This is a genomic window from Peribacillus sp. NPDC096622 (assembly GCF_044762665.1).
GTDB lineage: Bacteria > Bacillota > Bacilli > Bacillales > DSM-1321 > Peribacillus > Peribacillus frigoritolerans_B.
Map to the genome: position 1 here is coordinate 102418 of NZ_JBIWES010000010.1, position 11009 is coordinate 113426.

The 11009-nt window shown below is 39.4% G+C and carries 14 protein-coding genes and 1 pseudogene; 1 reads left to right on the top strand and 14 read right to left on the bottom strand.

All coding sequences use genetic code 11. From position 1 onward, the window contains the following. Positions 1–4: 4 nt before the first annotated feature. The 7 genes and pseudogenes from ACIQYG_RS17870 to ACIQYG_RS17900 all read right to left on the bottom strand — a co-directional run. Complete coding sequence (locus tag ACIQYG_RS17870) at positions 5–835, bottom strand: hypothetical protein (protein ID WP_402840496.1); 831 nt, start codon at positions 833–835, stop codon at positions 5–7. Further along, positions 832–1518 (bottom strand): ABC transporter ATP-binding protein, encoded by a 687-nt coding sequence (locus ACIQYG_RS17875; protein WP_402840499.1) that lies wholly within the window; start codon positions 1516–1518, stop codon positions 832–834. Before ACIQYG_RS17875 ends, ACIQYG_RS17870 begins: the two co-directional genes overlap by 4 nt. Beyond that, entirely contained in the window at positions 1515–1895 is a 381-nt protein-coding gene (locus ACIQYG_RS17880) for a GntR family transcriptional regulator (protein ID WP_034310706.1), read from the bottom strand. Before ACIQYG_RS17880 ends, ACIQYG_RS17875 begins: the two co-directional genes overlap by 4 nt. Positions 1896–2087: 192 nt before the next feature. Further along, entirely contained in the window at positions 2088–2843 is a 756-nt protein-coding gene (locus ACIQYG_RS17885) for an AAA family ATPase (protein ID WP_402840501.1), read from the bottom strand. Positions 2844–2949: 106 nt separating this feature from the next. Further along, entirely contained in the window at positions 2950–3543 is a 594-nt protein-coding gene (locus ACIQYG_RS17890) for a YdbC family protein (protein ID WP_402840504.1), read from the bottom strand. Further along, positions 3524–4066 carry a GrpB family protein gene (locus ACIQYG_RS17895; RefSeq protein WP_402840507.1) on the bottom strand — a complete coding sequence of 181 codons (543 nt, stop codon included), beginning with the start codon at positions 4064–4066 and terminating at the stop codon, positions 3524–3526. Before ACIQYG_RS17895 ends, ACIQYG_RS17890 begins: the two co-directional genes overlap by 20 nt. Positions 4067–4207: 141 nt before the next feature. Continuing rightward, a pseudogene (locus ACIQYG_RS17900) lies at positions 4208–4396 on the bottom strand (2-keto-3-deoxygluconate permease); the annotation flags it as partial. Between ACIQYG_RS17900 and ACIQYG_RS17905 the strand changes: the two are divergent. Next, a complete protein-coding gene (locus tag ACIQYG_RS17905; protein WP_402840510.1) occupies positions 4362–4610 on the top strand; it encodes a substrate-binding domain-containing protein in 249 nt (82 codons plus the stop codon). The pseudogene ACIQYG_RS17900 and the gene ACIQYG_RS17905 sit on opposite strands and share 35 nt — an antisense overlap. Before the next feature lie 176 nt (positions 4611–4786). Here the strand turns inward: ACIQYG_RS17905 and ACIQYG_RS17910 are convergent, their stop codons facing one another. From ACIQYG_RS17910 to ACIQYG_RS17940, 7 genes are all read right to left on the bottom strand, one after another. Continuing rightward, positions 4787–5296 carry a GrpB family protein gene (locus ACIQYG_RS17910; protein WP_402840513.1) on the bottom strand — a complete coding sequence of 170 codons (510 nt, stop codon included), beginning with the start codon at positions 5294–5296 and terminating at the stop codon, positions 4787–4789. Positions 5297–5335: 39 nt separating this feature from the next. After that, complete coding sequence (locus tag ACIQYG_RS17915; protein WP_402840516.1) at positions 5336–5836, bottom strand: hypothetical protein; 501 nt, start codon at positions 5834–5836, stop codon at positions 5336–5338. Then, the gene (locus ACIQYG_RS17920; protein WP_402840519.1) at positions 5833–6204 is read right to left on the bottom strand and encodes a hypothetical protein; all 372 of its coding nucleotides are present in this window, start codon (positions 6202–6204) and stop codon (positions 5833–5835) included. The genes ACIQYG_RS17915 and ACIQYG_RS17920 overlap by 4 nt, the downstream gene beginning before the upstream one ends. A 786-nt stretch (positions 6205–6990) precedes the next feature. Further along, on the bottom strand, positions 6991–7788 hold the full coding sequence (modA, locus tag ACIQYG_RS17925; protein WP_402840522.1) for a molybdate ABC transporter substrate-binding protein: 798 nt from the start codon (positions 7786–7788) through the stop codon (positions 6991–6993). 102 nt (positions 7789–7890) lie between these two features. Next, positions 7891–9057, bottom strand: coding sequence for an MGDG synthase family glycosyltransferase (locus ACIQYG_RS17930; RefSeq protein WP_402840523.1), 1167 nt, complete (start codon positions 9055–9057; stop codon positions 7891–7893). 131 nt (positions 9058–9188) lie between these two features. Continuing rightward, the gene (locus ACIQYG_RS17935; RefSeq protein ID WP_402840526.1) at positions 9189–9788 is read right to left on the bottom strand and encodes a DedA family protein; all 600 of its coding nucleotides are present in this window, start codon (positions 9786–9788) and stop codon (positions 9189–9191) included. A gap of 17 nt (positions 9789–9805) precedes the next feature. Then, positions 9806–10504: a polysaccharide deacetylase family protein gene (locus ACIQYG_RS17940; RefSeq protein WP_402840712.1), complete on the bottom strand. Its 699-nt coding sequence runs from the start codon at positions 10502–10504 to the stop codon at positions 9806–9808. Positions 10505–11009: the final 505 nt, after the last annotated feature.

Sequence of the window (11009 nt, forward strand, 5' to 3'; positions counted from 1 at the left end):
GTTGTTATACGGTAACGCGATTTTTCAATAACCAAGCACCAAGCCAAACCGATAATCCTGTCAAAATGATTCCTATTGCGAGCAGCAGGCCAAATAATTCATTAGGATAGAAATGGAAATCCCCAAACCCCATTACGAAAAATGGAGCTAAAAACAACACAGCAGCGATTCCGCAATATAACAAGCCCATTATGATTCCTTTTATGCGGAAACTTCTTTCAAACATGATCGACGTGAATAATATCGACATGATCATAAGACCGGCGCCATAGGAAATCAGGAATTGCGTAAACGTGCTTGGAATGATCAATGACAAAATCGGATTGGCTATCGTGATAGTAGAAATTGACATTTCATTCAAGAGCGCTTCCGGCACATTTGAATTAAATAGGGCATTTTGCATAGGTAAAATGATGATCTGGAAAGCAATCAACCCTAATACCATCAGGAAAATGGCCGTAGCTTTTGAAAGGTAGATCGATAATCTGGATGTTGGTACCATCAAAAGACGATAAATGAACGTATTCTTTCCAAACCAATCACGATACCAAATAAGGAAAATGTAAAAAATAAGGGCAACCGCACTCAGCGCTATCGGTCCAACAAACAAAAGGGTATTGGCAATATGATTAAAATCAAGGCTTCCATAATTGGTAATATAAGCGGCTTCAGATAGTCTTTCTTCTTTCATGATATCCCTGGCATCTTTAAGAAGGCTCTTCGTTACGATGATCACTCCGGCAAATTGCGAAACCAAGGTGATCAACAATAAGCTAAGATAGATTTTACTGAAACGGTTGATTTCAAAGTTCACTAGTTTTATATATCGCATCATGATTGATACACCTCTCTCATTACATCGACTACCGATTTTCCTTCCTCTTCCCGCATTTCTTCTGTATTGAACTCTTTAAGCACTGAACCGTTATCCAGTAAAATGACCTTATCGATCAAATGTTCAATATCACCGATTTCATGGGTCGTGATGATGACTCCTCTATCTTCAATCAGGTGGCTCGCAAAGACATCGGCAATTTGCTCGCGGCTAAACATATCGATTCCCGAAAATGGTTCATCCATCAGTACATAATCGACGTCAAGGGCCAAACCAAGCATCAGGTTGAGCTTAGCTGTATTCCCTTTTGACAATTCCGAAATGCGATTCTCCTCTTTAAGCTTGAAAAACCCCATCAGTTGGTTAGCTCTTTCCGGATTCCAGGACGTATAGAAATCCGACATGAAAACAATGGCCTGTTTAATGGTCATTTGCGGAAGCATGGTCGGTGCGTCCGGAATGAAGGTGATTTTTTCATAACTGTCCTTTGTCATCTTTTGATCATCGATCAGGATTTCACCTTTATATGGCGTCAATCCCATGATCGCTTTGAGTGTAGTCGTTTTACCTACACCATTTATCCCGATCAGACAAGTGACTTCCCCTTTATTGGCTGTAAATGAAACACCATCCAAGATCTTTTTCCGGCCATAATTCTTGGAGATCTTTTTTACTTCTATCATTTTTCTTCCTCCTCCCTTATTTCTTCCGAGTATTTTTCTTTAACCACACGAAGCAGTTCATCAACTGGTACATTAATCGGACGAATCGCATCGACAAACGTATCGACGGCTGCCAAAATCAATTCCTGCCTCACAGCCTGTAGTATCGTTTCATTCGTCGTGATTTGACTGGGGAAATTTCGTTCAGTATGAATCAAGCCCTGTTCCTCCATTTCTTTATACGCTTTTTGAGCAGTATTGGGATTTATATTGAGTGAAGCCGCCAGTTCTCTTCGAGAGGGAATTTCCTGCCCCGCCACGAAATTGCCAATGGCTATTTGTTCTTTGAAATGCCTAACGACTTGCAGATATACCGGTTCCCGGGTATTTACGTTCATTAAAACCACCCCCTATTTATTAAAAAAAGCCTGATATTCGTGTATGTACTAAGTGGTTCATACACCTTATAGATGTACTATACCCGTAATACACCTAAGCTGTCAACAAGGAATTCCAAAAAAATGAAAACCCCGTATGCGCAGGGCAGACGGGGTTTTTCCTTAGTTGCTTTTCATGGAGATGCTAAAATCTCATTGAAATAGATGGTGAAGCAGCCGATCTTTATCTTCGAAAAACTGTTTCATTAACAAATAGTGATTGGACTCCTCTAACTTTACCTCACTCATTCCCTCATCTGAAATTTGGAGGATTTTAGCATCCGGGTAGGCCATGATGATCGGGGAATGGGTGGAAATGATGAATTGGGAACCTTGTTGAACAAGCTCATTTATCCTGGCCAGCATCGATATTTGTCTCAATGGCGATAAAGCAGCTTCAGGCTCATCGAGGATATACAATCCATCGCCTTGAAATCGTTCTACAAAAGCAGAAAAAAATGATTCCCCATGAGATTGCTGGTGGAGTGATTTTCCACCGAAGGAATCGATGATTTTCGACCCATACGATGTTTCCCTGTCCAATTCCTCTATATTCGTTGCTAAATTATAAAAGGTTTCCGCCCTAAAGAAAAAATGATCCTTCGGTTTGTATACGCCTCTTTTCAAACGGAGGTATTCGTCCAAATTGGAGTGTGAATCATAATTGGAAAAATTGAAATTCAACGTTCCGCCTTCTGGATTGAAGCCATACGCAATCGCAATGCCTTCAAGCAAGGTGGACTTCCCCATTCCATTTTCCCCGATGACATAGGTAACACTGGGATGAAAAGCCACTTCCTGAAGGTGCCTGATAACCGGAAGATCAAGAGGGAAATGTTCATACGAAGATATTCGGTCTCGATTGAGGTAGATGCCCCTGATATACTGTGAATCATAATCTAGCTTCATTTGTTATCACCTTCTGTAGAAAATGTTTTGAGCGTCTTTCTTCCATTCCATATAAGTTCCAAGACGCCATTGATTGTTCAAATCGATAGATTGATAATGTTTGATTCTAAATGACCGCCCACTTTGGATGCAATTCAATTAAACTAACTGAAATATCTTTCACTCCCGATTCGTTTATCAGTGCAGGCCATTCCTTATCCGCATACCGTTGATGTGAATCTTCATTGTCCCATAATGAGACGACAAGATATCTGCCGTTTTGCCTTTTACCGAATGCGCCAGACAGCATGCCCTTGCTTCCTACTTCTATTAGCACCTGCTCAAAACGGGTTCGTTTATCCTTTTCAACAGAACAGTCAGCCACTTGCAGTAATTTCCCCTTGCCAAAAAAAGCTGTAATGTCCGTTGTTCCTATATTGGATATGCTCTCGAATATATCGACAGAAATGTTTGTATAAGTACTTCCTTGGTCACTCTTCCCGAATATTTCATCATGCTGATGCTGCATGAAACGTTGATAGCAATGGATATCTTTCCAAACGGAGAGAATGCCTGCTTCATGGGGTTCATTTCTATTCCACCCTCCGGTTTGACCGATGAAGCCAACACAATGGCGCAATTCTCCCCATCCCTCTTGTGCTTTTGAAAATGAACGCTTGTTTTCCTCATTCACTTGGCATTTAATCCACTTCATCAACATGATGATCCCCCTCATTCGCCGCCCAATGTTTCGCTTTTTCATCAACCTTTTTTATAAAATCATTTTTTCCATTTACATAACCTTTGATATCCATTGGAAATTCCGCTGCCAAGCACTGCTTCAGCCTACTATACTTTTGTGCTTCATCAGGGTGTGATAGCAAATAATCCCGAAAAGCGAGGTGTCGGGATATTTCTTCATGTCCTTCTTGAAACATGTGAATATGGTGTGTCCTCTCATCCCCGCCTTTACGAAAAAAACGTCGTCCAGCCATTCCGTTCTCCCCCATGGCATCATACCCTATCCCTTCCATCTCTTTATTAAAATCAGCCACACATTCCACATCTTTTACCACTGCCAAAATATCTATTATGGGCTTGGCATGGATTGCCGGGATGGACGTACTGCCAATATGGTAGGAATTCATCATTTCAGGCCCAAAAATATCCTGTAATTTTTGGCATTCATCATGAAATAACTTGGGCCATTCTTTCTTATATGGTACGACTTCGACCTTTCTCATGAAAGCCTCCTTGATAGGAATTCGCGTTTACATTCCGTTTTGCTATTTCCTTATTTTAACACCAATGTGCATGCATCACAAAAAAGCAGCCGGGATAATAACCCCAGTTGCTTTTTGGATAACGCTTACATTTTATTTGTTTTACTTCGCTTTTTGTATCGAAGTCACATTTGAATCTTTCAAAATAGTTGGTTTCATGCCTCTTCGCTGCGGAATGCCTCTTTCCTCCTGTTTCTTTGCAACCCACATCGTCAACATGGGTGTCAGGATTGCCGTCACCAATACACTTGTCGCGATGATTGCTGTTGCCGATTCTGCTACAGGAGCGAATTGTATTGGCCCGATATTCGATGCAGAAAAACCACCGACAGCCATAGTGGCAGGAAATGATTTAGTATTACGTGAAATCCTTAGCTATTTGAAAAAGCAAAAAATCTCGATTCCTGGGGAAGTGGCGATTGTAAGCATTGATGATGTCGCTTATACGGAGTTTTATGAACCATCCATCACAACAATTAAAGCCCATACAGCAAATGGGAATTAAAACATCTGAGTTATTATTGAACCGGATAATCAATTCGGATCAGGCCCCGTACATTACTTATCGGTTTGCCCCCGAACTCATCGTTCGAAGTTCATGCTAATTGTTCAAACAAAAACGGCAGTTTAAATCACTGCCGTAACCATTTTTCAGGTAATTCAAAACTTTCACCTTGTAAGTCAACTGCCATTTGCTGATTCGATGACATTTAGGATAAATGGGGCTTTCGCTTTCGTGTACCCCACAATATCTGCAGGATGCTTTTGCGCCAATGATAATTTTAATTGCTGATATTGTTTCCGTACGTCAGGATGGCTTCTTAGATAGTCCCTGAATGAAAGTTGATTCTTCCACTGTTCACTTCCGAATCTATAGATATGCAAATGGTGTGTTCCCGCTCTCCATTGGCCTTTTCTAAAGAAACGCCTTTCGGGAAACTCCTTATGCGGGACAAATTCATACCCAATCGATTTCAACGGTTCAATGAACGTGTTAACTTCAGCTAAATGTTGGACGCCCGCCATGATGTCCAAAATCGGTTTGGCCCCCAACCCGATGATGGATGTACTTCCAATATGCTCAACACAAAGGGAATCGTTCTTTAAAACCTCCATTATTCTCGCTTTTTCCTGTTGAAATTCACTGACCCAAACAGGGTTATATTCCTCTATCTTCACTGTTTTTTCCATATAATCACTCAACTTTACTTGAAATCGTATTATCAGCCATCATTTTTCATCACGTGACCATTTTATGAAAGGTTCTTGCGTGCTCGGCTCATGGTAAGTTCCGGCATACACCTTTTCTTTTCCCGTTATTTTATTCGTTCGGATGACTATATATCTTCCTTTATCATAATTTTTGGTAAGATAATATTTCCGGTATGAAAACCCCTTTTCGGGCCCGGTTAACTTTTCTTTAGTTTTATACACTTGAGGCTTATTCAAGCTCTCTTTCACTACACGTTTAATATTCAGCGGCGTGCCCTCAAGCTTAACATCACTTCGGAAATCGGAATCCCTGGTCTCCGTTTTCCCTGAAGGAACGGATGCCAATTCGATCGTATCATTAGTTTGTTCCGAGAATGATTTTGTGACATTGTATGAATAAAGGATATTCATGGAACTTATATTGTGTTTCATTTTGCCAGCAAATTCAGGCATGGCAAAATTCAATAGAAAGGTGATCGATATACATACGATTAATAAGATAAGCGAAATTTTCTTCATATTTCCTCTTTCTCAACTATGTATTCTTGTAATTCAACTTGTTCATTTTCCTTAGGAATAATCCCAAATTTAGCGATTAATAGAATGGCAAGAAAACTGAAACAGCAAAAACTAGTATTATCACTTGTAATAAATGAGGCCTGTATAATACGGGATGCCAATAATGAATTCAAAATATAAGAAAAAAGAAACCCTGAATAGGATAGGCAAACCAGATAGTTTCCAATCAATGCCCTCTTGTAATGTACATACTCCGATTTATTTCCATTCCTGATACTGACGCAATGTCTAAATTGCCTAATGAGACCGTATGTGAAACCAATAATTAACATGACTACAATGACAAAATCAATTATTGCTTCCTCCACTGTTTACTCCTCCCTGGTAATTCGACCTAAAAATATTGTAAATTATTACATTAAACTCATGATATACCATTTATGATAAAATGATAAATATTTCCTACTTTTATATTGGAACCTTTCGGCTTGATGCTTCCATTACTATCAAAAAGGTTTTCCCAATTCAAATCGATCTTGATTACAACATTCTGTCTTAGTTTCACCTATGAGATTCTTCAGCTTTTATTTGAATTGGAACAGTAATTTGCTGTCCTTCTTTTATCACTAGGTCCATTTTACGCAGCGGCTGAATTATCCAATTTTGTTGAAAGACGAATACATGCATGTCCTTATTCTTACGTCTAAAGCGAGATAAGGTTTCAATATAAAGGAAAATATACCTAATATTACTGAGAATGCACAAAAAAAAGACCACCAGATTGGTGGTTAGAGACTGTAAACAAAAGGGGTTCACCTAAAATTTCAAAACCAAATTGATTAGAACGAAAGGTGCGAGACTCCTGCGGGAAAAGCGCGTCTAGGGGAGACACCGCAGGCGCAAGGCGACGAGGAGGCTCCCCCGACCGACCGCGGAAAGCGAGTGCCTGGAGTGGAAATCGACGTTCATTTTACAAGTCCTAATAAAACTGTAGAAAAAAGGGTTTTACCTATATTTCAAAACAAAATTGATTGGAACGAAAGGTGCGAGACTCCTGCGGGAAAAGCGCGTCTAGGGGAGACACCGCAGGCGCAAGGCGACGAGGGCCGACCGACCGCGGAAAGCGAGTGCCTGAAGTGGAAATCGACTTTCTTTTATAAACCTTTAAATCCGTATTTTTCAAAGATTTTCATGGAGGCTTCCGTTTGGAGATAGTCATAGAATAGCTTGGCTTCCTTGGCATGATCCACGTTATTGATCATTCCGACGGGATATATGATCGGATCATGTAAATTTGCCTGGGCTGCTGCAATGATTTCAACTTTTGATGAGTTGAGTGCATCCGTTTTATAAACGAGGCCAGCGTCCACATTTCCCGTTTCCACATATGTAAGCACTTGCCGCACATCCTTGGCAAATACCAATCGATCTTCAATCTCTTTAAAGAGGTTCATGTTTTCCAAAGTTTGTTTCGCATATTGCCCTGCCGGTACAGACTCTGGAGTCCCAATCGAAATTTTAGCGGCCTTTGGGATGTCTTCCAGCGATCCAATTTCCTTTTTGGAATCCTTTGGCACCACCAGCACCAGGTCATTGCCGACTAAATCGATTCCGTTTTTCCCTTCAATAAGATCTTCCTCTACTAATTTATCAAACTTATCTTCTGCTGCTGAGAAAAACAGGTCAACAGGTGCGCCTTGGGATATTTGTTGCTGAAGAGCTCCAGAGGCTCCAAAGTTATAATGCACTTCAACATTTGCATTCTCTTTTTCAAAAGACTTCTTTATATCATTTAAGGCATCTTGTAAACTTACAGCTGCGGAAACCGTCAATTCCACTTTTCCTCCGGCTTGCGCCTTCATTTCCGTTTTTTCCGTTTCATCGCTTGAACACCCTGCACCCACTATCACAAGCATCACCATCAAAAAAATCATAAGGTATGTTTTTTTCAAAGTCACTCTTCCTTCCGACCTTTCTTCATAGGATGGCTGCTAATTCAGCAGCCTTCCGTATTCAATCTTCCTTTTAGGTTCACCATTGGGAATGCAATGCACTTAGCTATAAAGAAGTTTGGGCTGTCGGGCTAGATAGGAAGGCGTACCATTTTGATTTAGATTAAGGATCAATTTCATGACCTCCACTATTCCCTCAGGTTTCTCCAACTCTATTTCCTTATGGTAAGACTCTATGGAAATGCTCCATTTTTTCATTTTTTTCTGATCCTTCAATATACTCAGCAATTGTTTTTCAAAAGGCGTTTTCTGATTAAGTTTAAATACAAGGCCTTGTTGTTTAAGATACTGCAGATTAATTTCCTCCTGCCCCGGAAGCCTGGAATGAACAAAAATCGGAAGCCTTTTTCGCAATGATTCACTGATCGTGACACCGCCCGGTTTCGTAACGATTGCGTCAACTTCTTCATAAAGCTTATTCATTTCAGACCTTGATGAGATATAAGGCAGTGGTTTGATATGAGGTAAGTTCCATGTATCGATTTCTTCATAAAGCTTGTTGTTATTTCCGCAAAGAACTAAATAATCAAAGTCGGTAGAATTCTTTAACTCATCACCTAAGTTCAAAATCCCTCCCAGACCGCTATTTCCCCCGGATATCAAAATTTTTGGCCGTTCTGTTTTTCTTTGGACACTGACATTTTTTGTGATTTCCTCATGCACGGGAATGCCAGTGACCATCATCGTTTGTTTTGGTATTTGACGCTTACTCATCAGCTTTTCTTTAACTTCTTGACTAGGAAGAAAATGGGCATCTATCCCTTCGCTTCCCCACACATTATTAATAAAAAAATCCGTGTACACGTTTATTACCGGTGTGCTGCACTTCCCTTTCATCTTTAACTGACTCAAAAGATATGAAGGGAAACCGTGTGTACACACAATTAAATCAGGCTTTTCTTCCGCTATCAATCGTTCCATCTTATTCATGAATAATTGCTGATACCATTTACATACACTTTCCTTTGGCGAGTGAACATAAAACAGATTCTTATAGGCAAGATTATAGGTTTCCGGCGCATAACGGATCCATGTCAGATAACTATTTGCAATGAATTTTTCTAGAGAGGTATTGGTATAACTGATTAGATCGATTTTTTTATAAGTAATCCCATTTGAATGCTTTTTTAACATATCCATCAATGCCTCTGCAACTTGATGATGTCCCGACTGCATTCGAAAGAGAGGTAAAAACAAAATCTTCTTCATATGTGTCATCTCCTAAGAAATCATTCTGAAAATACAAAATATATAGTTCATGATATCTTGCTCTTACAATATCGTTGAACAAATTCCTTAAATCGATTTTTTATTTCCGACGTTTATAATAAGGAGCAGACTCAACTTTTGGACATTTGTTTTCTCTTTTTAATGTATTTGATAGTAACATATAGTACAAAAATAACTAAAAATACAACACCTAAATATGGAACATATTTGGGATTAACATTAAAAGCATCCCCCACATAATAACCGGCCACTATAAAAGGGACGGTCCATAGTATAGTGCCTAATAGGGAAAATAGGAAGTATTTCCGAAAGGGTATCGAAGAAATTCCTGCAAAATATGGACTTATTTGTCTCATACCCGGAATATAAAATCCAAATACTAAGGTTTTTCGTGCATTATCCGTATAGTTTCTCTTTGCTTTTTCCCAGCGTTCAGCCGTAATCCCAATGAATTTTCCATATTTATTTATAAATGGGTACCCCACATATTTTCCGCATGCATAAGCTGCAAGCATTCCGATAAAGGCGCCAAGGATTGCACACAGCATGGCTAAACCCATTGAGAGCTTGCCTTGGACAACCAACACCCCAATAAGAAATAGAAGTGATTCCTCTGGAGCAGGCACTCCCACAATGCCGAAGAATAAAAAAAGAAAAATGATTAGGTAACCATATGAATCAATAAAATGTAAAAGCGTATCTATATCCATAATACCCCCAGAATTAGTTATAAGTCTTTTAAAGAAATAAAGTGTGTTCCTTTTTCCTTACTCTCCTGCAGGTAAATTTTTAACATTTCAATCATATAGCCTGGTGCCTCTTTATCCGCTCCCAATGTTTCACCACAGTCATGAAGCAACAGGATGGAACCTTCTGTCGAAGTGCTTCGAAGTTGATCAAGCAGAGTATTTTTGCAATTTTCGACTTTCCAATCCCCGAAGATGCCGGACCACATAATTACTTTATATTTCTTACTGAAAAGTGGGGTGAAGATATTAAAATGGCCCCATGGCGGTCTATAAAAAATCACCTTCTCATTCGTGCATTCCTTAATCGCCTTTTCAGTCATTTCCAACTGTTTCCTCAGATGAACTGGTGATAGGACCCAACTTGAAACATGATGAAAATGATGGATACCTATAGTATGTCCCTCTTCATGCATTCTTTTAATAATCCCAGGATTACTTTTCACTTTACTGCCAACAACAAAGAATGTGGCCTTTATCTCATATTCTTTTAAAAGATCAAGTAATTTTATCGTATATTCAGGGTTCGGGCCATCATCGAAAGTTAGCGCAATCCCATTATTCGAATTGATTTTTTTGGTTATTCCCAGACTGCATACACGAATTAGCACCGTTGGGATAATAGTATAAAATATTAATAGCAATAATAAAATAATAAAACTAATCAGCCATATATGCATCACACAAAACTATCCTCTCATTATTGATATTACCAATACTGATCCTTTCCCTATATCATAATCATTTACTACAATGCAGCAAATGTTATTGTATTCAGGTAATTCATTATAAAACCTCCCCTTACAATTTAGCATTTTTTTTTCATTATTTTCACTTATCATTATTTTTTTATTTTTGTAAAGGTTGAGGGACATTAGTTCTATTACAGCAATGTCTGCAGTTTTTTTCTTTTAAAACCGTTCCAGCTGATTTCAGAAATCCACTCCCTTTCCGCCGACTGTCCGCCAAGCCTCCTCGCCGGTTAGCGGCTCCGGGGTCTTGGCTAGCCAGTTATTCGGCAGGAGTCTCGCTCATTTCTTCCATCCATTAAGGATTACAGTAAAAAACATGATGGATAACCTAGATTCGAAGAAATCGCGTTTGCCTGCAGTTTTTTTCTTTTAAAACCGTTCCAGCTGATTTCAGAAATCCGCTCCCTTTCCGCCGACTGTCCGCCAAGCCTCC

Excerpts from the sequence above, each read along its gene's own strand:
- ACIQYG_RS17930 (WP_402840523.1), bottom strand. The coding sequence starts at position 9,057 with ATGAAGAAGATTTTGTTTTTACCTCTCTTTCGAATGCAGTCGGGACAT.
- ACIQYG_RS17895 (WP_402840507.1), bottom strand. The coding sequence starts at position 4,066 with ATGAGAAAGGTCGAAGTCGTACCATATAAGAAAGAATGGCCCAAGTTA.
- ACIQYG_RS17910 (WP_402840513.1), bottom strand. The coding sequence starts at position 5,296 with ATGGAAAAAACAGTGAAGATAGAGGAATATAACCCTGTTTGGGTCAGT.
- ACIQYG_RS17890 (WP_402840504.1), bottom strand. The coding sequence starts at position 3,543 with ATGTTGATGAAGTGGATTAAATGCCAAGTGAATGAGGAAAACAAGCGT.
- ACIQYG_RS17915 (WP_402840516.1), bottom strand. The coding sequence starts at position 5,836 with ATGAAGAAAATTTCGCTTATCTTATTAATCGTATGTATATCGATCACC.
- ACIQYG_RS17905 (WP_402840510.1), top strand. The coding sequence starts at position 4,362 with ATGATTGCTGTTGCCGATTCTGCTACAGGAGCGAATTGTATTGGCCCG.
- ACIQYG_RS17875 (WP_402840499.1), bottom strand. The coding sequence starts at position 1,518 with ATGATAGAAGTAAAAAAGATCTCCAAGAATTATGGCCGGAAAAAGATC.
- ACIQYG_RS17935 (WP_402840526.1), bottom strand. The coding sequence starts at position 9,788 with ATGGATATAGATACGCTTTTACATTTTATTGATTCATATGGTTACCTA.
- ACIQYG_RS17885 (WP_402840501.1), bottom strand. The coding sequence starts at position 2,843 with ATGAAGCTAGATTATGATTCACAGTATATCAGGGGCATCTACCTCAAT.
- ACIQYG_RS17940 (WP_402840712.1), bottom strand. The coding sequence starts at position 10,504 with ATGCATATATGGCTGATTAGTTTTATTATTTTATTATTGCTATTAATA.
- ACIQYG_RS17880 (WP_034310706.1), bottom strand. The coding sequence starts at position 1,895 with ATGAACGTAAATACCCGGGAACCGGTATATCTGCAAGTCGTTAGGCAT.
- ACIQYG_RS17870 (WP_402840496.1), bottom strand. The coding sequence starts at position 835 with ATGATGCGATATATAAAACTAGTGAACTTTGAAATCAACCGTTTCAGT.